Consider the following 22,396-nt stretch of genomic DNA (forward strand, 5'->3'; position numbering starts at 1 on the left):
GTTTTCGCCCGTGAACGACCGGCACCCGGCACCCGACCAGGACTTCGAGGAAGTGCTCCTCTACCTCAAGGAGTCACGCGGCTTCGACTTCACCGGTTACAAGCGCACGAGCCTGCAACGGCGGGTGCGACACCGGATGAGCCAGGTCGGCATCGAGTCCTACGCCGACTACATCGACCAGTTGCAGGTCAACGCCGACGAGTTCAGCGCGTTGTTCAACACGATCCTGATCAACGTGACGGGCTTCTTCCGCGATCCTGAAGCGTGGACGTACCTGCGCGAGGACGTCATCCCGACACTGCTCGCCGAACGCGGACCGGACACCCCGATCCGGGTGTGGAGCGCCGGCTGCGCCTCCGGCGAGGAGGCCTACAGCCTCGCGATCGCGCTCGCCGAGGCGCTCGGCACCGACCGGTTCCGGCAGCAGGTGAAGATCTACGCCACCGACGTCGACGACGAGGCCCTGACCCAGGCCCGGCTCGCGAGCTACACCGACCGCGACCTGCAGGCGGTGCCCAGCGAGCTCACCGCCGAGTACTTCGAGCACCAGAACGGGCGCTACAGCTTCCGCAAGGACCTGCGCCGCTCGATCATCTTCGGCCGCAACGACCTCGTGCAGGACGCGCCGATCTCACGGATAGACCTCCTGGTGTGCCGCAACACGTTGATGTACTTCAACCAGGAGACCCAGGCCAAGATCCTCGGCCGGTTCCACTTCGCGCTGGCACCGAAGGGCGTGCTGTTCCTGGGCAAGGCCGAGATGCTGCTGAGCCACAGCCGCATCTTCGACCCCATCGACCTCAAGCGGCGCATCTTCCGCAAGGCGCCCAACGGACCGGGCAACCCGAGCAGCTTCGTCTCCTACCAGATGGTGCACGATCGCAGGGTGGACGTCGCCGGCATCGACGAGCTTCGCGAGCACGCGTTCTCCGCGAGTCCGGTCGCGCAGGTGGTCGTGACCGAGGACGACGTGGTGGCGCTCGCGAACCAGCAGGCGCAGACCACGTTCGGGCTCACGCCCAAGGACACCGGCAGGCCGCTGCGCGACCTCGACCTCTCCTACCGCCCGGTCGAGCTGCGCGGGTACGTCGAGCAGGCCCGGCTGGAGCGCAAGTCGCTGCGCATCAAGGACGTCGAGTGGCTGCGGTCTCCCGGTGAGTCGCTGTGGTTCGAGATCCACGTCAACCCCCTGATCGGCACCGACAACACCGTCCTGGGCGTCTCCGTCGTCTTCCACGACGTGACGGCCGCCCGCAGGCTCCTGGAGGACCTGGAGTTCGCGAACCGCCAACTCGAGTCCGCCTACGAAGAACTCCAGTCCACCAACGAGGAACTGGAGACCACCAACGAGGAGCTCCAGTCCACCGTGGAGGAGCTGGAGACGACGAACGAGGAGCTCCAGTCCACCAACGAGGAACTGGAGACCATGAACGAGGAGCTGCAGTCGACCAACGACGAGCTCCAGACCATCAACGACACCCTGCGCGAACGCAGCTCCGAACTCGACCAGGTCAACGAGTTCCTCGAGTCCATCCTCACCTCGCTGCGCGCCGGCGTCGTCGTGCTCGACCTGGAGATGCGCGTGCTCGCCTGGAACCGCGGTGCCGAGGAGCTGTGGGGCGTGCGCCGCGACGAGGCCGAGGGCGAGCACCTGCTCAACCTCGACATCGGCCTGCCCGTGGCCGACCTCCGGCCGATCGTGCGGTCGGCGCTGACCGACCCCGCGTTCATCGACGAGGTCAAGCTGGCGGCGGTGAACCGGCGCGGGCGCGAGGTCGTCATCCGCGTGGTGTGCAGTTCGTTGCGGGGCAACGGCGGCGAGCCCGGCGGCGCGATCCTGGTGATGGAGCAGCAGAACGACTGACCGGCCGTTCCGCGAAGGTGCACGCCGCGCGGGACCACGGCGACATCGGCCGGCTCACGCCAGCAGCTCGCCGCGTTTGATCCACCGCGCCAGCAGCACCGTCGCGTCGTCCTGCAGAACGTCGTTCTGGTGTGCCAGCACGGCTTTGACCAACCGCCGGGTGGTCTCCGGCGGTGGGTGCGCGGCGGCGGCCTCCCGGTGCAGGAAGTCCGTCAGCCGCGCCTCACCGAAGAACTCCCCGTCGGCATCACGCGCCTCGGTGACGCCGTCGGTGTGCAGGAAGAGCCAGTCGTCGGGCTCCAGCGTCTCCTCCGCGACGACGAGTTCGCCGGTGCCCAAGCCGAAGGGAAGCCTGCGACCGCCGCCCAGTTGTTTGACGACCTTGCCCGAACGCATCAGCAGCGGCGGCGGGTGCCCGGCGTTGACGTAGCGCAGGCGGCCGCTGTGCAGATCCAGTTCGGCCAGGACGCCGGTGGCGAACGCGCCGTGCGGGAACTGGCCCGCGATGGTCTCGTCCATGGCCCTGGCCTGTTCGTACAGGCCGTGCCCCGCGCGACGGGTGCTGCGGCAGGCGGCCAGCGCGGCGGCGGCCACGAACCCGCTGCGCATCGTGTGCCCGACGGCGTCGAAGATCGACAGCGTCGCGGTCGTCTCCGACAACGAGTAGTCGAAGGCGTCACCGCCGACCTCGTAGCAGGGCTCCAGGACACCGGCGACGGCGAAGCAGTCCGTGGCGGCGGTGAGCGGGGGCAGCAACTGCCGGATCAGGTCGGCGGCGGGGCTCCTCGGTCGTTGTAGCCGCAGGACGTCCAGCCCGTCGCCGTAGTGGGTGCTGATCGTGACGAGGTGGCCGATGAGCGCCGACAACCATCGGCACCGCTCGTGCAGGCCGGCGTCGAGCGGGTCCGTTCCCTCGGGCAGGCTCACCCCGAGCACGCCGAGCCGCTCCACACCGTCGAGCAGCGGCACCCACAACCGAGGCCGTCCGCCACTGCTGGAGGGCACCACCTCGATCGTCCGGAACGCCCTGCCCGGCAACGTGGAGTCCACCCCGAACGACGTGAGGCCCGGTTCCTGCCGCTCACCCACCAGGTGCAGCGCCCGCTGCTCGTAGTCGACGAGGTAGACGCTGATCTCCAGGCCCAGCGCACGGCCCGCACGCGCGGCGACGAGCGGCAGTCGTTCCGGCGGCGCCTGGTGCATGCCGTCGAGCAGCTTCACCAGTGCCGCCAGGGTGCCCGAGCGCGGAGTGCTCGTGGACGGCCGGGCCGTGTACGGAACGCGATGCGGCCAGGTGAGCTCGTCGAGCCGCTCGTTGACCGCGTGCGCCAGCACATCGCGCTGCGCCGGCGGCAGTGGCATCAGCCCCTGCAGGTAGGCCTCGACGTCGAGCTGGTCGTGGTCCCCGCCGAGGGCGAAGTACCGGGCCCACAGCTCCTGCACCGTCAGCTCGGCGCGAGCGAAGGCGAGTGAGAACGCGCGGAGCTGCTCGTCCTGCCGCGCCGGCTCCTGGTCCGAGGACATCGTGGTCAGCGATCCCGCCGAGCGGTGGACCGCACCAGCGCGGTGGCCAGGTCGCGCAGCCTCTTGTTCCCGTCCTGCGACTCGCGCGCCAGCAGCGCGAACGCGGTCGTTTCGTCGAGGTGCTCACGCGCCATGAGGATTCCCTTCGCCATGCTGATCACGTCCCGGCCGCGCATCTGCTCGACGAGCGCGTCGCTGAGCTTCCGCGCGTTCTCGAACGAGCGGACGTTGGCGAGCAGGATCGCCGCCTGTGCGGCGAACATAGTGAGCAGGTACTCGTCGCGTTCCCCGAACGTGAAGGGCTCGCGGCCGTACACCTTGATCGCACCGAGTGCGCCGCCCCCGGCCACCAGCGGCGCGCTCAAGGCCGCCCGCATCCCCGATGCCAGGGCCGCACCGGCCCAGCGCCGCCAGCGCGGTTCTCCGGCGAAGTCGTCGACGCGGAACACCCGGCGCTGTTCCCACGCGCTCAGGCAGGGGCCCTCCCTCAGCTCGTACTGGAGCGCGTCCAGTTCCTGCACGAGCGGATCGGTCGCCGCCGCGGTGGCCCTGCGGCCGTCCTCGTCGAGCAACGTCACCCCTGCCCCCTCGGCGCCGGGTACCGCTTCCCCTGCCAGTGCCGTCACCAGGCTCAACGCCGTGCGGACCGTCTCCCGGGACAGCAGCAGACCCGACATCCGCACCGACACGGCCGCGAGTTCGTCGGCGAGGGGCAGGTCCTGGTCCATCTGCCTGACTTCCCCTCGGACACGACCGCAAACAGCGGTCGGTCCACCCGCAGCGGAACAGCCGGTGACCGCGCGAGTTCGTCCGTGCGGACGGTTCCCGGCAGGTGTCACACCGGTTTCGACGGGTAGTCCGGCGGCACGGCGAAGCCCGCCGTGCGTGCCTCGGAGGGGGACCATGACCACGTTGAAGCCGGCACCGACACCGGTCGCGGCCACCCGGCGCGCCAAGGGATCCGCGTTGCTGAACCTGTTCCAGACGACCGATCACAAGACGATCGGCATCATGTACATGGCCACGTCGTTCGGGTTCTTCATGATCGGTGGCGTGATGGCGCTGCTGATGCGCGGCGAACTCGCGCGCCCCGGACTGCAGTTCCTGTCGAACGAGCAGTACAACCAGCTGTTCACCATGCACGGCACGGTGATGCTGCTGCTCTACGCGACGCCGATCGTCTTCGGGTTCGCCAACTTCGTCGTCCCGCTGCAGATCGGGTCGCCCGACGTCGCGTTCCCGCGGCTGAACGCCTTCTCCTACTGGCTGTTCCTGTTCGGCGGCCTGATCGTGGTGAGCTCGTTCCTGACCCCGGCCGGAGCGGCGGACTTCGGGTGGACCGCCTACACGCCGTTGTCGAGCGCCACGCACTCCCCCGGCATCGGTGGTGACCTGTGGATCTCCGGGCTGATCGTCGGTGGTCTGGGCACCATCCTGGGCGCGGTCAACATGATCACGACGATCGTCTGCCTGCGCGCACCGGGCATGACCGCGTTCCGGATGCCGATCTTCACCTGGAACATCCTGGTGACCTCGATCCTGGTGCTGCTGGCGTTCCCGATCCTCACCGCCGCCTTGTTCGGGCTGCTCGCCGACCGCCACTTCGGCGCGCACGTCTTCGACCCGGCCAACGGCGGGGTGATCCTGTGGCAGCACCTGTTCTGGTTCTTCGGCCACCCGGAGGTCTACATCGTCGCGTTGCCGTTCTTCGGCATCGTGTCCGAGATCTTCCCCGTGTTCAGCCGCAAACCGTTGTTCGGCTACAAGGGCCTCGTCTACGCCACGATCGCGATCGCGCTGTACTCCGTCGTGGTGTGGGCGCACCACATGTTCGCGACCGGCGCGGTGCTGCTGTTGTTCTTCTCTCTCACCACGTTCATCATCGCCGTGCCCACCGGCATCAAGTTCTTCAACTGGATCGGCACGATGTGGAAGGGGCAGCTGACGTTCGAGACCCCGATGCTGTTCAGCCTCGGGTTCATCGTCACGTTCCTGTTCGGTGGCCTGTCCGGCATCCTGCTCGCCTCGCCCCCCATCGACTTCCACGTCCACGACACCTACTTCGTCGTGGCCCACTTCCACTACGTGCTGTTCGGCACCATCGTGTTCGCCACCTACGCCGGCATCTACTTCTGGTTCCCGAAGATGACCGGCCGGATGATGAGCGAACCGCTCGGCAAACTGCACTTCTGGAGCACGTTCCTCGGCTTCCACGGCACCTTCCTGGTCCACCACTGGCTCGGCAACCAGGGCATGCCCCGCCGCTACGCCGACTACCTCCCCAGCGACGACTTCACCTTCCTCAACACCTTCTCCACCATCGGGTCCTTTGTACTGGGCGCGTCCGTGCTGCCGTTCCTCTACAACATCGCGCGCAGCTACCGGTACGGCGAACCCGCGCGCGCCGACGACCCCTGGGGGTTCGGCAACTCGCTGGAGTGGGCCACCACCTCGCCACCGCCACGGCACAACTTCCACGAGCTGCCGAAGATCCGCTCCGAACGCCCCGCCTTCGAGCTGCACTACCCCCACATGGTCGAGCGGATGCGCGCCGAGTCCCACGTGTCCGTCACCAGGCCCGGGCCCGCCGGTATCGACAAGACCACCGACAAGGTGCTCGCACCGACCGACCGCGACACGAAGCACTGAGCCGTGGACGCCGCACGCGAACTCAGGGAACTCCGGCGGATCGAACGCTGGCTCACCACCGACGACCCGGAACTGGCCGCAGCGCTGAGCGCACACGGCGCCGCACCCCGACAGACGAAGCAGCGGTGGGCGCGGTTCACGATCTGTGCCGTGGGCGCGGTGTGCGTGGTGCTCGGCGCGCTCACCGCGACCTTCCTCTTCGTCTTCACCGGGGTGCTGGCCCTGATGGTGGGCGCCTGCCTGCACGTCCTCCGCCGGAGCCGGCGGCGCGGACACAGCCGATGAGGGTCCGGCGCCGGCCCAGTGGCAAGTTCCCGAGCCGAGAACCAGCGGGTCGTCGCCTCAGTCGCGCGCGGGTTCCGTCCGCACGACCAGCCCGCGCACGGTGAGCACCGTGGCCTCCGGACTCTCCGGCAACGCGAAGTCCGCGTCCACCGGGCCGGCGGCCCACCGGATCGGCTCGCGCGCGGTGAGCCGCACCTCGCCGTCCGGCTGGGTCACGGTGGCGCCGTCCTGCTCCAGCACGATGGTGCCGCCGTCCTCGGGTCCACCCGCGTCCGGCAGTTCGGCGACCAACCGGATCGCGGTGAGCGCGTCGCCGTCGCACTCGCCCGTGAACTCCAGGAGCATCGTCTTCGCGCGCAACGTCACTTCGGCGCGCTCGGCGTGACAGCGAGTTTTGGCCATGCGTGTCCCTACCCCCGCGCCGCCGGACGAAACCCCTACACCGCGTCTTCGTCCGGGAAACGTCACGTCGGTCGCGTTTGCGCAGCTCGCCCGCGGCAATTCTGACGCTACCGACAAGGCGGAGGAGAACGCCGATGAATGCATTGCGATCGTTGCGTTCCGTCGCCCGTGAGCACGCGGTGACGGCGATGCTGGGCTGTCAGCTGATCGCCGACCCCGTGTGGCGTGAGGCGGATCCGGACGAGGGCGCCGGACTCGGCGTGCTGCTCGTTCCCGGCTTCGGCGCCGCCGACGTGTCGCTGAGCTTCGTCAGCACCTGGCTGAGCCACCGCGGCTACCGTCCCGCGGGCGCCCGCATCGGCTTCAACCTCGGTTGCACCACCGCACTGGTCGACCGGATCGAGAGGCGGCTCGAGGAGCACGCGACCGCCACCGGCGGACCCGTCGTCCTCGTCGGACACAGCCGCGGCGGCGGTCTCGCCCGGCTCGCCGCCGTGCGCCGGCCCGACCTCGTGCGCGGACTGGTCATGCTGGGCAGCCCCGTCGTCGACCCGCTGGCCGCGAACCCTCACGTCATGTTGGCCGCGCGCACCCTCGCCAGGCTGGCGGCCGTGGGCGTCCCCGGCCTGATGGACCAGGAGTGCTTCAACGGCGTCTGCCACGACGACAGCGTCCGCGCCCTGGCCACCCCGCTGCCCGCCGAAGTGCCGGCCGTGTCGATGTTCTCGCGGACCGACGAGGTCGTGCCGTGGCGGCTGAGCCAGGACCCCTCCGCCGACTGCGTCGAGGTGCACAGCACGCACATCGGCATGGGCCTCGCCCCGGACGTGTACCGCGTCCTGAGCCAGCGGCTGGCGGCCTGGACGCCCGAGCCCGCGCTGACGTCACTCGCGGGGTAGTGCGCCCTGCGGGGTTTCCACGCTGACACTTCGACGATGAGAGCAGCTTCGGCGTCGGAAAACATTGGCGCACAAGCAGATCATCGCCGTGGCCGAGGCTGCCTGTGCACGTGGCAGATCTCGATGTTCGCAAGTGAACGAGATCCGGGATTGGCGCGGCGACCAACGACTCCACGTCGGTCAACCAGCAGTCCGAGAAGCCGGGTTGCCCCCCGTTGCACTGCGGTTCGCGGGATTGCACTGCGGTTCGCGGGATTGCACTGCGGTTCGCGGGATTGCACTGCGGTTCGCGGGATTGCACTGCGGTTCGCGGGCCACCCGACAACCCGGTCCTCTTCACCACCGCGGCCGAGAAGAAGTTGCGCGTCTCGGTCGCGACAGGCAGCTTCCCTGCTACGCCCGAACCGATCTCGAACGCGGCCGCATCGCCATCCACGCCGACATGGCCAAGCCTTCACCTCGCGGCTGGCTGTTCACCGGCGAGTTCGCGCCCGCCGAACATCTGCCAGGAACGCCTTCGTCGTCAACTCAGGAGCAAGAGGAGACGGGCGTGGTGGTAGGTGAGGGTTCCCGTGGACTGAACGGGCTCGTACACGTGGACCGCCCCCTCCCGCAGACGCCGGTCCATGTCGCGCATCATCGGGTTGAACGCCGGGTCCATCCTGTGTGCCATGCCGTCCAGAACCTGGAAGGGACCGGCGTAGTCCTGGACCTGGCCGAGCGGAATGCCGCTCCAGGCGTCGATCATCTCGGACGCCCCGAGTGGCAGCGACTGGCCGCCGTGGAAGTAGTCGTGCACGGTGTCCTCCTCAGATCTGTCTGCGCAGCCAGAACGTGCGCTGGATCCAGTCGCTGCTATCCGCAGCGCCCGCCTCCGGGCCGAAGATGCCGTTGCGCACCTGCTGGTCGAACAGTTCCCAGCCATCGTCGCCCAGTACGTTCAGCTCGCGGTGAACGATCTCGGTGGCCAGATCGGCGACGGTCAGGCCCTTGGCCGGCACGAACCGGTCGCCCAACGCGACCCTGTTCTGTTCGTTGTCCGCTGGTGGTTGGGTGAGTACGGGCTGCAGTTCGGTCTTCGTGCCGTCGGGTCCGGTAAGCGACGTCGTGACGGTCCACATCATGGACGACATGTCCTGGAAGGTTTCGCGACGGACGGCGACCACACGTTTCCGCTTGGTGTCCGTCGGCGCCCACGAGCAGCAACGTTCGTGTGCGCGGGCCTCTTCCCAGTCGGCTGAGGATCTCTGGCTGCGCTGCTCGGCGCGCTCGAACCGCTGCCGGCTGCGCTCGTACTCGGCGTACTGGAGCGTGTACTCGGCCATGGCGGTCGGATCAGGCCGCGCCGGCCGGAAGAGGTGTTGGACCGGAGGAGGCAGCTCCGGAGGGACTGGGGCCGACCGACCCAGCAGGCCGAAGCCGGAAGTCCGCGGCGTCGGTGGCAGAGCTTTGCGGTTGCTCGGATCGGCCTGGCAGGACGGGCAGCAAAGTTCGTGGAGCTCGGTCGTGACGGTCGCGGTATCGCCGCGGACGTCACGACCGACGCGGTTGGTGCCCTGGCACGCGTCGGTGCCGAGAGCAACTTCTGCCTTCTCCTCGCGGGTACCCGTGTGCTGCCACTGAGCAGGATCGGCAGGTGCTTCGTAGACCAGGCGCCACTCACGCAACTGGACCAGGTGTGCGTACTGCCATCTGACCATGACACCTCCACGTGTTCATGTCCCCGCCGGGAACCTGTTCCGGTCGCCGACGTGGTCGACGGCTCGCATCGCGGGGCTCGGTGTTCTCCAGCGCGGCGACCACGGCCGCGATGCTGTCGTCGAACGGGCGCAGCATGGCGACCGCGTCGGTCGGGTGAGCGCGAAACTGCCCCAGCAAAAGGACGAGGTCGCCCAGGGCGTCGTCGGGCAGGAACTCGTAGTGGTACAGCAGCACCGCGTCGGCGGTGGGTACGAGTCGACCTGCTCGCACCCCTTCACCGCCAACGTCGGCGAGCGCTCGGCCTCGCCGACGATGTTGTCCAAAGACGGGCCGAAGAGCACGAACTCCACGTCAGGTCCGAGGGCGACGCGGGCTGCCGGCTTGTCGGCCTGTTCCGCTTTCTCCCAGGACGGCTCTGGCACGGGGCGACGCCTCTCGGTTCACCGGCGGCGCGACTCGGCCGTCCTGGTGGACATTCGCTCTGTGCGTCGCGTTCGTTAGCGGGTGACGGCAGGCCAGGACAGGCCGACGATGGCCGACCGCTGCAAGACAGCGCCGGTGCAGGCACCCGAGGCTGCGTTCAAGGCACTGCGTTACTCGGCCCGTAGTTCATCCAATCGGGTGACACACGGGCAGTGGCTGGACGTTCGGCCGGTCCCGTACGGCATACCTGGTGTCAAGGTGGACCGGGTCGAGCGAGGTGGTTGTGACCAGTGCGAGCACGTGCCCGCGCACGATGTGCGCGTGCCCCTGGGACGTTCGGGAGTGTCTCGCCCCCGGCGTGCTGGACGGCGACTTCGTGCTGTTCCACGACCGGCACCGGGTGAAGTTCCTGAAGTACCTGGAGCTGCGTGGCGTCCCGCCCCACGACGCCGAGGACATCGCCAGCGACACCTTCATGGCGCTGTACCGGCGCCGGGAGGCGTTACGGCGCGCCGAGTCGCCAGAGGCGTTCGCGTTCAAGATCCTGCGGGACGCCCTCGTCGACTTCTGGCGGCGTCAGGGCCGACGCCGCGAGCACGCCGCGGTTCTCGTCGACGAGGGGCACGCGCCGGACGAGGTGGCCGGGTTGGAGACCCGGCTGGACCTCGAAAGGTTGCTCGCCTGCCTGCCGCCGAGGCAGGCCGAATGCCTGGCGCTGTTCGTCCTGCTCGACCAGGACGCGGCGGAGATCGGGCGATACCTGGAGATCGACGCGTCGACGGTGCGTTCACACCTCTCCGACGCTCGCCGACGGTTCGAAGAGGGTGGGGTGCGATGAGCTTCGACGACATGACCCGACGTGTCGCGGCCGACCTGGACGCGCGGTACGCCGACTACGACCTGGCCGCAGCGCGTGCGCGGCTCGAAGACGGTGTCCTGCGGGAAGCGACCCAGCCGTCGGCCTTCGGTCCGGTGGACACGCCGGGCGGTGACTGGCGTCTGCAGGCCGCCTGCCGCGACGAGTCAGCGGATCACCTGCACGCCCGCGGCGCGGAACAACGCAAGGCGAAGCTGCTGTGCCTGACGTGTCCGGTGCGGACGGACTGCCTGGTCGAGGCGCTGGACAACCGCATCGGCTTCGGTGTGTGGGGTGGCATGACCGAACGAGAACGCCGCGCACTGCTGCGCCGCAGGCCCGACGTCGTGTCGTGGCGCGAACTGCTGGAACCGGATCGGGCGTGGGAGTACTACGTCGTGGAGATCAGCTGATGACGACGTCCCGGAACACCTCACCGCACGGCCTGATCGGCTACGTGGTCGCCGACGACGCGCGCACCCGCAACGCCGTGGCGCTGCTGCGCTGGGTGCTGGGCGGAGCCGTGCTGGTGGCCGTCGTCGTGGCGGCGGGCTTGGTGGTGCTGGCGACCCACGCGCCCAGCACCGCCTGGGTCTGCGGTGGCGTGTCCGCGATCGCCGCCGGAGGCGCAGCCGCACGTGTCCGCCGCCGCCGCCGCCGTCGCTAGCCCCCGCCCGAGGTGCGCAGACCGAACGAGTCGGGGACGAGCCGTCACGGGTGCAGGCCCGGTCCCGGTTCCGGGGTGGGCGCGATCGGCGTGGGGCTCAGGCTGGTGGCGTCCTCCCCCTCCTCCAGGAGCGTGTCGGCGGCGCCGACCACGAGCACGTCCGGCGTCCCGACCACCTCGGCGTCCTTGTCGGCGTAGTCGAAGCGGGCGAGAACGCTGCGCATCGCCTCGATGCGCGCCCGCTTCTTGTCGTTGCTCTTGACGACCGTCCACGGCGCGATCCGGGTGTCGGTGGCACGTAACATGGCCACTTTGGACTCCGTGTAGTCGTCCCAGCGGTCGAGCGACTTGATGTCGTTGGGGCTGAGCTTCCACTGCCGCACCGGGTCGATCTGGCGGATGACGAACCTGGTCCGCTGTTCGTTGCGGGACACCGAGAACCACAGCTTCACCAGCATGATCCCGTCCTCGACGAGCATCTGCTCGAACAGCGGCGCCTGCCGCATGAACCGCTCGTACTCCTCGTCCGTGCAGTAGCCCATGACGTGCTCGACGCCGGCGCGGTTGTACCAGGAACGGTCGAACAGCACGATCTCCCCCGCCGTCGGCAGCTCGCGGACGTAGCGCTGGAAGTACCACTCGCCACGTTCCCGCTCGCTCGGCTTGCCGAGGGCGACGGTCCGCGCGCCCCGCGGATCGAGGTGTTCGGTGAACCGCTTGATGGTGCCGCCCTTGCCGGCGGCGTCGCGCCCCTCGAAGAGGATCACGAGCCGCTGCCCGGTGTCGGCCACCCAGTACTGAAGCTTGAGCAGCTCGATCTGCAGCAACCGCTTGAGGCGGTCGTAGTCCGGCCGGGGCATCCGTTCGGAGTAGGGGTAGTTCTCCCGCCAGGTGTTCACCGGGGAACCGTTGGCGTCCAACAGGATCGGCTGGTCCGCGTCGGAGAAGTCGGCTGTGTACCCCTCGACGAGGAGGTCACCGGAGGCAAGGGTCAGGTCGGTCACGGAATCGTACATACCCGACGTAACCGCACCGCAATCGTGAGTGCGTCAACGCGGGCGTCCGCCGGGTCGATCGCCGATCATCCGAGTAGATCTACCGACGTCCCGCCGGGCCGGCGCATATAGCGTGCACGCAGGAGGTGCGGGAGTGGGTACACGTTTGGCCGGCGCAGCCGTGCATCTGCCCGAGGAGCGGCTGAGCACGCAAGAGGTGGAACGACGTTTGGGGCCGTTCACGCCGCCGCCCGGGCTCATCGGCCGGTTGACCGGTATCAGGTCACGGCACGTGATGCGCGATGACGAGCAGGCGTCCGACCTGGCGGTGGCGGCTGCGCGCAAGCTGCTGGCGGACACCGGGACCGAGCCGGCGGACGTCGACCTGCTCCTGTTCGCCTCCGCCAGCCAGGACATGGTGGAGCCGGCGACGGCGCACATCGTGGCGGCGAAGCTCGAGCTGCGCTGTCCCGTGATGGACGTCAAGAACGCGTGCAACAGCGTGCTCAACGCGATCGAGGTCGCGGACGCCCTGATCTCGACGGGGCGTTACCGCACCGTGCTGATCGCGAGCGGCGAGTCACCGTCGCGGGCCGTGCGCTGGAACGTGGCGGACGCGGCCCAGTTCCGGCGCGCCTTCCCCGGCTACACGCTGTCGGACGCGGGGGCGGCCGTGCTGCTCACCGCCGGTGACGCCGGTGTGCTGGGCAGTGCGTTCACCGCGGATTCGACGTGGTGGGACGTCGGCACCCTCCCCGCCGGTGGATCCCGGCATCCGCGGGATCCGGAGTTCACCTACTTCGACATGGACGGCCCGCGGCTCAAGGACGCGTTCCTGCACCTGGGCCGCGACGTCCTCGACGACACCCTGCGCGGGCTCGACCTGACGTGGGACGACTTCGCGGTGGCGTGCGTGCACCAGGTGTCGTTGCCCTACCTGGACATCTTCGCCGACCGGGCGGGCGTGCCGCGCGACAAGCTGGTGGTGACGCTGGCCGAGCACGGCAACGTGGCGTCCGCGAGCCTGCCCCTGCAGCTGGTCACCGCGCAGCGCATGGGCCGGTGCGGTCCCGGCGACCTCGTCGCGCTGGTGGGCCTGGCCGGTGGCGTGAGCCTCGGGATCGTGGTGGTGCGGCTGTGAGCCTGTGGGTGGTCGTGCCGGCCTACAACGAGGAACGCTCCATCGTCGCGACGCTGAGAGCCCTTGCGGCGCAGGAGGACCTGGACTTCAGACTGGTCGTGGTGGACAACGGCTCGACCGATTCCACAGTGGACCTGGTGCGGCGTTTTCACGACGAGAACCCAGAACTGCGGCTGGAGGTCGTGCACGAGCCGCAGAAGGGCACCGGCGCGGCGGCGGACACCGGGATGCGCCACGCCATCGCACAGGGGGCGCGGTGGCTGGCCCGCACGGACGCCGACTGCCTGCCGGCACCGGACTGGACGGCGCGGGTCAAGGCCGCGTTCGGCAGCGGACTCCGGCTGGTGTCGGGACAGCTCCTGCCCCGCACGGACGAAGGGGTGAGGGCGGTCACGCGGTGGGTGCTCGTCGCCGCCGTCGAGGTCGCGTCGGCGTTCGGCAAGGTGCGCTCCGGCAACCGGGATCCCCGCTACCTGGGGCCGTACGTGATGACGCCCGGCTGCAACATGGCGATCACGGCCGAGTTGTACGTGCTCGCCGGCGGGTTCCCGCGGTCGAAGATCGAGGACCTGCACGAGGACCGCGCCCTCGTCAACGCCGTCCGCCTGCACACCACGGCGTACGGGCGGCGGCGGGACGTGGTCGTCCACGGCTCGTCGCGGCGGGCGCAGGCTTGGGGGTTGCGCAGGACGCTCGCCTGGTACGCCGACCACCGCTACCGGCCGGACGTCGTGGACATCCGATGAACTGGGAGTCGAGGCTCCAGCTGGCCGCGCACCCGGCCGCCTATCCCTTGGTCCGTGCCGTCGGCCGCATCGCGCCGGTGGTCCGGGTGCCGCGGGTGGGGGTCGTGGTCAGCGACGCCGCGCTCGCGAAGGAAGTGCTCAACGACCCGGCGCACTTCACCAAGACCGGCCCCGGCTCGCCGGCGGACCTGTGGACGCCCGTCGTGGGACCGACCGTGTTGCTGAACATGGAAGGCGCGGCGCACGGCGAACTCCGGCGCAAGCTGTCCGGGCTGTTCACCCCGCGCAGCGTGGCCGACCTGTGCGGGGCGGTCCTCGACGCACCCGTGCAGGAGTTGCGGAACGATCTGCGAGCCGGCCGTCCGGTCGACCTGGTGGCCGTCGTGCGGCGGCTGGTCGGTGCGGTGATCTGCGAACTGGTCGGGCTGAACGCGTCCGAGGCGGTGGCGGCGCACGTCGCGGGAACCGCGATCACGTCGGCGATCCGGCTGGGCCGCCGGTCGCTGACACCCGCGCAGGTGCTGCGGTGCCGGCAGTCGCTGGGCGTGCTCACCAGGCCTGCCGCGCGGGCGTGGGCCGACGGCGACCCGGCGACCGTGCCGGGCCGGATGCGGCAGCTCGGCCTGACCGAGGAGGAGGCGCTCGGCGCGGTGGCGGCGTTCGTGCTCACGGGGACCGAGACGTTGGTGTCGTACATCCCGCGCCTGGTGGCGTTGCTGCACGACTTCGGCTGGCTCGACCGGCTGGCCGCGGACAGGAGCCGGGTCGACGACGCGATCGCCGAGGCGCTGCGGGTGACCGTGCCCTCGCCGGTGATGCTGCGCAGCGTCGCCGCGGACTCCCGGATCGGCGGGGTGCGGGTGCGGGCCGGTGACCGGGTCGTGATCGCGACGATCTCGGCGGCCAACGCCCTCGGGTCCTTCGATCCAGAACGTGCGCACCCGCCGCAGATCAGGCAACTGTGGTTCGGCGCGGGACCGCACTTCTGCCTGGGCATGCCGCTGGCCCAGGCGGAGATCCGCGCGGTGCTCGGCGCCGTGCTCGACGCGGCACCCCTGTCCGTCGTGGACCGGAGCGCCGCGCGGCGGGTGCTGATCCCCTGTTACTCGAGACTGGTGGTGCGCCGTGGCTGACGACCTGCTGATCGGGGTGTTGAACGCGGCCGGGCGCCACAGTCGGCGCCCCGCGCTGACCGACGGACGGGGAAGGACGACGACCTACGCCGAGCTGGCCGACCGCGTGCTCAGCACGGCGCACCGGTTGCGTTCCAGGGGTTTCACGCCTGGCAGCCGGATGCTGTTCTCGGTGCGGCCGGGGCCCGACGCGATCGTCCTGGCCCTCGGCACCGTCGCGGCCGGTGGCACGGTGGTGTTCGTCGACCCCGGCGGCGGGCAGGAGCTCTTCACGAGGCGCACCGAACTGGCGGGACCGGCGTGGGTGGCGGCCGAGTCCCTGCTGTACGCGGCGAGCGCACCCGGCCCGGTGCGCGCCCTGGCCCGTCGCAGGGGCGTGCTGCTGCCGGACTACACCGCCCTGCCGGTGCGGTACGTCAGATCCGGGCCCTGGCTGCCCGGTGTGCCGCTGCGCTCGGTGTCCACCCGGACGCTCGCGAAACCGGTCGCCGCCGCGCCGCTGCCCGACCCCGCACCGGACCAGGACGCCGTGGTCGTGTTCACCTCGGGCACCACGGCCGAGCCGAAAGCCGTCGTGCACACCAGGGGTTCGCTCGCGGCCGCGCTCACCGTGCTGGCGACGCGGTGCGAGCTGGACGAGGACTCCCGGGTGCACACCGACCAGATGATGCTGGGGCTGCCCGCGCTCATCGCGGGCGCGCACTGGTCCATGCCGCCCTACGGGTTCGCGCCCGCCGCCGAGCCCGCCGCGCTGGCAGCCGGCCTGGAGGGTGCGACCCACACCTTCCTGGTGCCCTCGGACCTGGCCGCGATCCTCGACAGCGGGGTCGCGCTGCCGCGGTCGCTGCGCCAGGTGCTGCTGGGTTCCGCACCGGTCCTGCCGCCGCTGCTGCGCCGTGCCCGGGCCGCGCTGCCGGGGGTCGAACTGCTCGCCGTGTACGGCATGACCGAGATCCTCCCGGTGGCGATCGCGACCGCCGAGGAGAAGCTCGCGCACGACGGCGACCTCCTCGGCCGGCCGCTGCCCGGCGTGCGGGCACGCGTCGCCGAGGACGGGGAGCTGATGGTGTCCGGACCCAACATGTGCCGCGGCTACCTGGGATCGCCACCGATGACCGAGCACGCCACCGGCGACCTGGCTCGGCTGGACGGAGACCTGGTCGTGCTCACCGGCCGGAAGAAGGACATGATCCTGCGCGGGGGGACCAACGTGTACCCCGGCCTGTACGAACCGGCCATCAGCCGCCTGCCGGGAGTCGCGGCGGCCGTCCTGGTCGGCGTACCGGACGAGATCGGCGACGAGCGGATCGTGCTGGTGCTCGTGCCCGCCGCCGACGCCGGCCCCGACCTGGCCGCGCGGGTCCGAGCCGCGCTGCCGGACCTCATCGACGTCTACGCGGTGCCCGACGAGGTCGTGGTCCTGCCGGAGCTGCCGCTGTCGGGCCGCACCAGGAAGATCGACCGCTCCGCTCTCCGCGCGGGGCTGGCTCGCTGATGCGGCTGGCCGTGACGGGGGCGACCGGTTTCGTGGGCGGGGCGGTGTGCCGTGCCGCCGAGGCACGCGGTTGGCAGGTGCACGCCTACGGGTCACGGTCGTGGGACATCACGGCGGGCCCCTTGGACGACCCGCCGGTCGTCGACGCCGTGGTGCACTGCGCCGCAGCCGTGACCGACTGGGGTTCCGGTGCGCGGATCCGGCGGGTGAACGTCGCCGGTACGCGCAACGTCCTGGAGACCTTCCCCGGCGCCCGGTTCGTGCACATGTCGTCGGCGAGCGTCTACGACCCGTTCAGGCCGACCGTCTCGGCGTCCGAGTCCGCTGCCCCGGTGAGTCGCTACCTCACCGCTTACGGTGCGACGAAGGCCGAGGCGGAAGGGGTGGTGCTGACGCGTCCGGACGGTGTCGTCCTCCGCCCCCACGCCGTTTACGGCCCGGGCGACCCGACCCTGCTCCCCAGGGTCCTGAGCGCGATCCGGGGCCGGACCTTGTTCCTCGTGGGCGACGGGCAGGCGCTGCAGTCGCTCACGTCGATCGACAACCTCGCCCAGGCCGCTCTGCTGGCCTGCACCGGCCCGCCCGGCGTCTACAACGTGGCGGACTCCTCGCCGGTCGTGCTGGAAAGCGCGCTGCGGGACCTGATGCGGGAACGGGGTCTGGACGTCCGGATCCGCCACCTGCCCCTGCGGCTCGCCCGGTCCCTGGCGGCGGTGGCCGAGCCCGTGTGGCGGCTGGCGGGCCGCGCCGAGCCTCCCCGTCTGACCAGGTACGCCATCAGCCACCTGGCGTTCGAACGCACCCTGGACATCACCGCCGCCCGCACGCACCTCGGTTACCGGCCCGCACCCACGTCCTTCGCCGGCTCCGCGGCGTGGTGAGCAGAAGACCTCCGGCGGGAGGCCGACTCATCATGCACGCCCCGTTGTGCCGGGCGACCATGGACTGACGACGGGAGGAGGCCGAGGTGCACCTGGTCCACAGCGCTGTCCCGGTGAACGCCGCCGCGTCGCGTCTCAGACCCGGCCGAGCACGTCGAGCAGACGCGCGGCGCCCCGGTCCGGTCCCGCGCTCCGCAGCGACCTCCTCAGTTCCGCGAACGGGTTCTGGTTCCGCAGCAGGGAGTTCAGCGCGTTCGCCACGTCCTCGGGTGTCGCGGCGTTCGGGTCCAGGCACACCCCCGCACCGGCGCGTTCCGCGTCGTGGGCGATGCAGAACTGATCGCTGGAGAACGGCAGGACCACGGCGGGCACCCCCGCCGACAGGCATTCGGTGAACGAGTTGTTGCCACCGTGGTGCACCATCGCGGCGACGTGCGGCAACAGAGCGCGTTGTGGCACAACAGGTTCCACGACCACCCGCGGGTTCTCCGCCAGGTCGGCCAGTTCGGCGACGCGGCCGCCCGCGGCGACCACCACCGTCAGGTCCGGGATCCGCAGTGCGCCGTCGACCACCCTGCGCAGGACGTCGTGCCTGGCGGACAGGAAGGTTCCCAGCGCCACCAGCAGAACCCGGCGGTCGCGCACGCGGCCGAGCCAGGTGTCGTCCAGCTCCTCGGGGGTGGTGCAGTGGCCGAGGAAGATCTGCCGCTGGTGTTCCGGCAACGGCGGCAGCCAGGGCAGGTCCGGGTAGTTCACGACGGCGGCATGGGGTGAGGTGAGTGCGAAGGCCCTGCGCGGCACCGGACGCGTCGGCGCGAACTCGCGCAGGAAACGGGTGAACGCCACCGTGAAGGCGAGATCGGTCAGGCGCACTTCCGTGGCCAGCACCGCTTCTTCCGCCTGCGACGGGCGCACCGCGGACGGCCACGCCTGCGGCAGACCGAAGAACTGGTCGTCCCGGGAGACCAGGTAGGTCGGGTGTCCGGTCACAAAGGACACGAACGGCAGGTCGAGTGCGTGCAGCGCAAGCGTTGTGGCGTAGTCGATCTGGTCTACCACGTACCAGTCGGGCCGCACCTGCTCGTGCACCGCGGCGATGTCGCTGAGCACCGCGACCGGGGCGGCGAGGGGTTCGGCCCTGCGCCGCCGCGTCTGCGCGAGCAGTGTCGCGGCCGCGCCTTCTCCGGTCGCCTTCAGGAAGTCCGTGAGCTGCTGGGCCGAGCGCGCGTCCTGCTCGGTCCGTTCGGCGATGCCGCTGTTCGAGTCCCTGGTGGTTTTCAGCGCCGTGAAAGGGAGTTCCGGCGCGAGGTCGGCGAACTCCGACCCGCAGGCGAAGGTCACCTCCCGTGCTCCCGCGGTGCTCAACGCCCTCGCGAAAACGGACATGGGCTGAGCGTGGGAGTGGAAGGGCGGACTGACGACGACGAACCGCGGCACTGATGTCCTCCTCGTTGCTGTTGCTGAAAATTGTTCGATCCAGCCGCCGATCTGGTTCGAATGAAGGATGTGTGGACACATCCGGAAGTACAGCGCGAGCTGCGCGCACGACGAGTCCCGAACACACCGCCACCGCCGAGCCCTCGGATTCTGGTCGGCACGTTCCTGCGAGATCCGCGTCCGACGACCTTTTCCTCGACGTGCGAACAGGTTCCGGCGACCGTGGGGCACCACGGCGCGGACGCGACGACCACCGAGCTGCGCCGGGTCCTGCTGTCCGGGAAGGATCCCGGGGTGGTCGCGGACCTGCTCGACCTCGCGACCCTGCACCGCCTCACCCCCCTGCGAGCGGACGAGGCGCGAGCGCTGGCCGGGGGCCCGCCGCTGTGGCGCTACCTGGACGCGCTCGGCGAGCCGGTGGACGACTGTCCCGGCTCCCCCTACGAGAAACTGATGCTCGACCTCCTGCACGACGACGTCGCACTCCCCTTGGCACCGACCGCGACGGGACCCGTCGTCGCCCAGTCGATGCTCATCGGCGGCACCGCGCGGCCCGGCGAGGGAGCGAGCGGCGGACTCACCGTGTTCCTGTCGTCGCTGGCCGACGCCTTGGTGGCGCGACAGGACATCGGCCGGGTGATCACGGTGGTCCTCGCGCCCGAGCCGACCACCCTGGCCGTCAGCAGGGCCCCCGAGCACGACCACTGGACGGTGCAGGTGCCGGTCGACTCACCGGTCCCGCTCGCCCAGCCGGAGATGGCACGGCACCGGGCGGGCATCACCTGGTGGCTCACCAAGCTCCTGACGCGGTGCGGGCTGACGCCGGACGTCGTGCACGTCCGCTACTCCGACGACGGATCGCTCGCCGTGGCCGACGCCGCGCGCCTGCTCGGCTCGAAGCTCGTGTTCACGGTCACCCCGGACCCGCACCGCCACCTCGCCGAGCGCCACCCGCACGACGCCGAGGACCTCACGGCCATGTGGTTCGACCTGCACCGGGTCCGCGCCGCCGACCACCTCGTACGGCGGGCGGACCAGGTCATCACGATCGGCGGCAGGCAGGACGAGGTGCTGGCGCACTTCCCGCAGCTCACCGCCGAGACGCTGATCGCGCTGGAGGAGGGCATCGCGCCGGGCCCCGCGCCGGCGCGGCGGTCACTCGTGCGGGAACTGTTCAGCCCGGCCGCCCTCCCCCGCCTGGACGCCGCGGCGGAGAACCTGCCCGTGCTGTTGAACGTGGGGCGGCTGCACCCGATGAAGCAGCAACCGCTGCTGGTGCAGGCGTGGCTGGAGGCGGGTCTGCACCACCGGACCACCTTGGTGATCATCGGGGGTTCCTCGACGAACAGGACGCCGGACGAGCAGGCGGTGCTCGACGAGGTCATCGCGCTGGCCCGGTCCGCGCCCGCCGCACGCGGACGGCTCGCCGTGCTGACCGCCTGGTCCAACGACGACGTCCGGCGGTTGCAGCAGGAACTGGCGGCCAGTCCCGCGCCGTCGGGCGCCCCGCACGTCTACGCCTGCGCGAGCGTCAAGGAGGAGTTCGGCATCGCCGTGCTCGAAGGCATGGAGGCCGGGTTGCTCGCGGTCGGCCCGCAGCGTGGCGGCATGTCGTGCTACGTGGCACAGGGCCGCAACGGGTTCCTGGTCGACACGTCGACGGCGCGGTCCCTCGCGGAGGGCCTGGCCCACGTGGTGGACCTCGGTGCCGCCGCGGCGCCGATCGCGGCGGCCGGCCAGCGCACCGTGCGCGAGCACTTCCACATCGACGCCGTGGCCGAGCCGTTCGCGGCGCTCTACGGCCGGTTGTCGGGCTGAGCACCGGCTCGTGCGGTCGTGCTGCCATCAAGCGAACGCGGGAGGTGGCGCTTAGCGTTGGGTCATGACCCTGATCTTCTCCAGTGTCGTCGACGCGCCGCTGGACGAGGTGTTCGCCTGGCACGCACGACCGGGCGCCATCCACCGCCTCACGCCTCCCTGGCAACCCGTCTCGGTGGTCCGGGAAGCGAGCAGTCTCGACGGCGGCCGGGCCGTTCTGGGACTGCCGCTCGGACTCCGCTGGGGCGCGCGGCACACCGGGTACGCGCCGCCGCACCGGTTCGTCGACGAACTGGACTCCGCACCGTTGCGCTGGGGGCTGAAGTGGCGGCACTCCCACGAGTTCGAGGCCGAGGGCGACCGGACGAGGATGACCGACCGGGTCGACACCCCGGTGCCCGGCGCGTTGCTGCGGTCCATGTTCGCCTACCGGCACCGCCAGGTCGCCGCCGACCTCGCCGCGCAGGCGGCGGCGCGGGCGGCGGGCGACCGGCCGCGGACGGTGGCCATCACCGGCGGCAGCGGGTTCGTGGGACGGGCGCTCGGGGCGTTCCTGAGCACCGCCGGCCACCGGGTGGTCAGGCTGGTGCGGCACTCCCCCGCCGATCCCTCGCAGCGGCGCTGGGACCCGGACCGCCCGGCACCGGACCTGCTGGCCGGGGTGGACGCCGTGGTGCACCTCGCCGGCGCGTCGATCGCCGGCCGGTTCACCGAGTCGCACCGGCGTGCGATCCGCTCCTCCAGGATCGGACCGACCCGTGCGCTCGCCGCCGTGGCCGCCTCCTGCGGCGTGCCCGTCTTCGTGAGCGCGTCGGCCATCGGGTTCTACGGAGCCGATCGCGGCGACGAGGAGCTCACCGAGGACAGCGGGCGCGGCGAGGGTTTCCTGGCCGACGTGGTCGCGGACTGGGAGGCCGCCACCGATCCCGCCTCGTCGGGTGGCGCGCGGGTCGTGACCGTGCGCACCGGGCTGGTCCAGTCGCCCGACGGCGGCACCCTGCGCCTGTTCCACCCGCTGTTCGCGGCGGGCCTGGGCGGCAGGCTCGGCGACGGGCGGGCGTGGCAGTCCTGGATCAGCATGGACGACCTGGTCGACGTCTACCACCGGGCGCTGTACGACGACTCGCTCAGCGGGCCGGTCAACGCCGTCGCACCCGGAGCCGTGCGCAACGCCGGCTACGCGAAGACGCTCGCCGAGGTGCTGCGCCGTCCCGCCCTGCTGCCCGTGCCGTCGTTCGGGCCGCGGCTGCTCCTGGGCGAGCAGGGCGCGAAGGAACTGGCGGAGGCGAGCCAACTGGTCCGCCCGGCGGCGCTCGTCAAGGCCGGGCACGCGTTCCGCCACCCGGAGCTGGAACCGGCACTGCGTCACGTGCTGGGCCGCGTCGCGGACTGAGAGCCGGTTCGACAACCCCCGAGTTGCGTCGATTCTGAGTCGATTTTACGATTGGCGAACAACACCGAGGCCGACTCACCCGAGGAC

General features: G+C 70.6%; 22 protein-coding genes. 14 read left to right on the forward strand and 8 right to left on the reverse strand.

What is annotated here, in order from left to right:
• Nucleotides 1-10 precede the first annotated feature (10 nt).
• Complete coding sequence (locus tag QSK25_RS20185) at nt 11-1,864, forward strand: CheR family methyltransferase (protein WP_285640280.1); 1,854 nt, start codon at nt 11-13, stop codon at nt 1,862-1,864.
• Between the two features lie 54 nt (nt 1,865-1,918).
• Here QSK25_RS20185 and QSK25_RS20190 read toward each other — a convergent pair whose 3' ends face one another.
• Together QSK25_RS20190 and QSK25_RS20195 are read right to left on the reverse strand one after the other, a co-directional pair.
• Nucleotides 1,919-3,388 (reverse strand): PP2C family protein-serine/threonine phosphatase, encoded by a 1,470-nt coding sequence (locus tag QSK25_RS20190; RefSeq protein ID WP_285640282.1) that lies wholly within the window; start codon nt 3,386-3,388, stop codon nt 1,919-1,921.
• A 5-nt stretch (nt 3,389-3,393) separates the two neighbouring features.
• Nucleotides 3,394-4,116, reverse strand: a complete 723-nt coding sequence (locus QSK25_RS20195) for a GAF and ANTAR domain-containing protein (protein ID WP_285640284.1) — start codon at nt 4,114-4,116, stop codon at nt 3,394-3,396.
• Between the two features lie 175 nt (nt 4,117-4,291).
• Between QSK25_RS20195 and ctaD the strand changes: the two genes are divergently transcribed.
• Both ctaD and QSK25_RS20205 read left to right on the forward strand, forming a co-directional pair.
• A complete protein-coding gene (gene ctaD / locus QSK25_RS20200; RefSeq protein WP_285640286.1) occupies nt 4,292-6,037 on the forward strand; it encodes an aa3-type cytochrome oxidase subunit I in 1,746 nt (581 codons plus the stop codon).
• A gap of 3 nt (nt 6,038-6,040) precedes the next feature.
• Nucleotides 6,041-6,322 (forward strand): DUF3040 domain-containing protein, encoded by a 282-nt coding sequence (locus QSK25_RS20205; protein WP_285640287.1) that lies wholly within the window; start codon nt 6,041-6,043, stop codon nt 6,320-6,322.
• Nucleotides 6,323-6,379: 57 nt separating this feature from the next.
• On the opposite strand, the gene QSK25_RS20210 is transcribed toward QSK25_RS20205, so the two are convergent.
• A complete protein-coding gene (locus tag QSK25_RS20210; RefSeq protein ID WP_285640288.1) occupies nt 6,380-6,724 on the reverse strand; it encodes a hypothetical protein in 345 nt (114 codons plus the stop codon).
• 134 nt (nt 6,725-6,858) lie between these two features.
• On the opposite strand from QSK25_RS20210, the gene QSK25_RS20215 reads away from it, so the two are divergent.
• Nucleotides 6,859-7,623: an esterase/lipase family protein gene (locus tag QSK25_RS20215; protein WP_285640289.1), complete on the forward strand. Its 765-nt coding sequence runs from the start codon at nt 6,859-6,861 to the stop codon at nt 7,621-7,623.
• A 523-nt stretch (nt 7,624-8,146) separates the two neighbouring features.
• Here QSK25_RS20215 and QSK25_RS20220 read toward each other — a convergent pair.
• The 3 genes from QSK25_RS20220 to QSK25_RS20230 are packed head-to-tail and all read right to left on the reverse strand — an operon-like array spanning nt 8,147 to nt 9,594.
• Nucleotides 8,147-8,422, reverse strand: coding sequence for a hypothetical protein (locus QSK25_RS20220; protein ID WP_285640290.1), 276 nt, complete (start codon nt 8,420-8,422; stop codon nt 8,147-8,149).
• A 10-nt stretch (nt 8,423-8,432) separates the two neighbouring features.
• Nucleotides 8,433-9,323, reverse strand: a complete 891-nt coding sequence (locus QSK25_RS20225; protein ID WP_285640291.1) for a hypothetical protein — start codon at nt 9,321-9,323, stop codon at nt 8,433-8,435.
• On the reverse strand, nt 9,283-9,594 hold the full coding sequence (locus QSK25_RS20230) for a hypothetical protein (protein WP_285640292.1): 312 nt from the start codon (nt 9,592-9,594) through the stop codon (nt 9,283-9,285). The genes QSK25_RS20225 and QSK25_RS20230 overlap by 41 nt, the downstream gene beginning before the upstream one ends.
• Before the next feature lie 436 nt (nt 9,595-10,030).
• Here QSK25_RS20230 and QSK25_RS20235 point away from each other — a divergent pair, with 436 nt between their 5' ends.
• The 3 genes from QSK25_RS20235 to QSK25_RS20245 all read left to right on the forward strand — a co-directional run bounded on the left by QSK25_RS20235 (nt 10,031) and on the right by QSK25_RS20245 (nt 11,270).
• Nucleotides 10,031-10,585, forward strand: a complete 555-nt coding sequence (locus tag QSK25_RS20235) for an RNA polymerase sigma factor (RefSeq protein ID WP_285640293.1) — start codon at nt 10,031-10,033, stop codon at nt 10,583-10,585.
• A gap of 134 nt (nt 10,586-10,719) precedes the next feature.
• A complete protein-coding gene (locus tag QSK25_RS20240; protein WP_285640740.1) occupies nt 10,720-11,016 on the forward strand; it encodes a WhiB family transcriptional regulator in 297 nt (98 codons plus the stop codon).
• Entirely contained in the window at nt 11,016-11,270 is a 255-nt protein-coding gene (locus QSK25_RS20245) for a hypothetical protein (protein ID WP_285640294.1), read from the forward strand. Before QSK25_RS20240 ends, QSK25_RS20245 begins: the two co-directional genes overlap by 1 nt.
• Nucleotides 11,271-11,314: 44 nt before the next feature.
• Here the strand turns inward: QSK25_RS20245 and ppk2 are convergent, their stop codons facing one another.
• Nucleotides 11,315-12,274, reverse strand: coding sequence for a polyphosphate kinase 2 (ppk2, locus tag QSK25_RS20250; RefSeq protein ID WP_285640295.1), 960 nt, complete (start codon nt 12,272-12,274; stop codon nt 11,315-11,317).
• 145 nt (nt 12,275-12,419) lie between these two features.
• Here ppk2 and QSK25_RS20255 point away from each other — a divergent pair, with 145 nt between their 5' ends.
• The 5 genes from QSK25_RS20255 to QSK25_RS20275 are packed head-to-tail and all read left to right on the forward strand — an operon-like array spanning nt 12,420 to nt 17,661.
• Nucleotides 12,420-13,406: a 3-oxoacyl-ACP synthase III family protein gene (locus QSK25_RS20255; protein ID WP_285640297.1), complete on the forward strand. Its 987-nt coding sequence runs from the start codon at nt 12,420-12,422 to the stop codon at nt 13,404-13,406.
• A complete protein-coding gene (locus QSK25_RS20260) occupies nt 13,403-14,152 on the forward strand; it encodes a glycosyltransferase family 2 protein (protein ID WP_285640299.1) in 750 nt (249 codons plus the stop codon). Before QSK25_RS20255 ends, QSK25_RS20260 begins: the two co-directional genes overlap by 4 nt.
• Nucleotides 14,149-15,285, forward strand: a complete 1,137-nt coding sequence (locus tag QSK25_RS20265) for a cytochrome P450 (RefSeq protein WP_285640301.1) — start codon at nt 14,149-14,151, stop codon at nt 15,283-15,285. The genes QSK25_RS20260 and QSK25_RS20265 overlap by 4 nt, the downstream gene beginning before the upstream one ends.
• Nucleotides 15,278-16,780, forward strand: a complete 1,503-nt coding sequence (locus tag QSK25_RS20270; protein WP_285640302.1) for a class I adenylate-forming enzyme family protein — start codon at nt 15,278-15,280, stop codon at nt 16,778-16,780. The genes QSK25_RS20265 and QSK25_RS20270 overlap by 8 nt, the downstream gene beginning before the upstream one ends.
• Nucleotides 16,780-17,661: an NAD-dependent epimerase/dehydratase family protein gene (locus tag QSK25_RS20275; protein WP_285640303.1), complete on the forward strand. Its 882-nt coding sequence runs from the start codon at nt 16,780-16,782 to the stop codon at nt 17,659-17,661. Before QSK25_RS20270 ends, QSK25_RS20275 begins: the two co-directional genes overlap by 1 nt.
• A 135-nt stretch (nt 17,662-17,796) precedes the next feature.
• Here the strand turns inward: QSK25_RS20275 and QSK25_RS20280 are convergent, their stop codons facing one another.
• On the reverse strand, nt 17,797-19,047 hold the full coding sequence (locus QSK25_RS20280) for a nucleotide disphospho-sugar-binding domain-containing protein (protein ID WP_352236130.1): 1,251 nt from the start codon (nt 19,045-19,047) through the stop codon (nt 17,797-17,799).
• Between the two features lie 273 nt (nt 19,048-19,320).
• Between QSK25_RS20280 and QSK25_RS20285 the strand changes: the two genes are divergently transcribed.
• Both QSK25_RS20285 and QSK25_RS20290 read left to right on the forward strand, forming a co-directional pair.
• Nucleotides 19,321-20,916: a glycosyltransferase family 4 protein gene (locus tag QSK25_RS20285; RefSeq protein WP_285640305.1), complete on the forward strand. Its 1,596-nt coding sequence runs from the start codon at nt 19,321-19,323 to the stop codon at nt 20,914-20,916.
• Between the two features lie 64 nt (nt 20,917-20,980).
• Nucleotides 20,981-22,309, forward strand: a complete 1,329-nt coding sequence (locus QSK25_RS20290) for a TIGR01777 family oxidoreductase (protein WP_285640306.1) — start codon at nt 20,981-20,983, stop codon at nt 22,307-22,309.
• Nucleotides 22,310-22,396: the final 87 nt, after the last annotated feature.

Source organism: Lentzea sp. NBRC 102530, assembly GCF_030269365.1.
Taxonomy (GTDB): Bacteria; Actinomycetota; Actinomycetes; order Mycobacteriales; family Pseudonocardiaceae; genus Lentzea.

Coding starts and splice junctions, on each gene's coding strand:
- QSK25_RS20195 (WP_285640284.1), bottom strand. CDS start 4,116: ATGGACCAGGACCTGCCCCTCGCCGACGAACTCGCGGCCGTGTCGGTG.
- QSK25_RS20210 (WP_285640288.1), bottom strand. CDS start 6,724: ATGGCCAAAACTCGCTGTCACGCCGAGCGCGCCGAAGTGACGTTGCGC.
- QSK25_RS20275 (WP_285640303.1), top strand. CDS start 16,780: ATGCGGCTGGCCGTGACGGGGGCGACCGGTTTCGTGGGCGGGGCGGTG.
- QSK25_RS20190 (WP_285640282.1), bottom strand. CDS start 3,388: ATGTCCTCGGACCAGGAGCCGGCGCGGCAGGACGAGCAGCTCCGCGCG.
- QSK25_RS20245 (WP_285640294.1), top strand. CDS start 11,016: ATGACGACGTCCCGGAACACCTCACCGCACGGCCTGATCGGCTACGTG.
- QSK25_RS20215 (WP_285640289.1), top strand. CDS start 6,859: ATGAATGCATTGCGATCGTTGCGTTCCGTCGCCCGTGAGCACGCGGTG.
- ctaD (WP_285640286.1), top strand. CDS start 4,292: ATGACCACGTTGAAGCCGGCACCGACACCGGTCGCGGCCACCCGGCGC.
- QSK25_RS20280 (WP_352236130.1), bottom strand. CDS start 19,047: ATGTCCGTTTTCGCGAGGGCGTTGAGCACCGCGGGAGCACGGGAGGTG.
- QSK25_RS20225 (WP_285640291.1), bottom strand. CDS start 9,323: ATGGTCAGATGGCAGTACGCACACCTGGTCCAGTTGCGTGAGTGGCGC.
- QSK25_RS20290 (WP_285640306.1), top strand. CDS start 20,981: ATGACCCTGATCTTCTCCAGTGTCGTCGACGCGCCGCTGGACGAGGTG.
- QSK25_RS20265 (WP_285640301.1), top strand. CDS start 14,149: ATGAACTGGGAGTCGAGGCTCCAGCTGGCCGCGCACCCGGCCGCCTAT.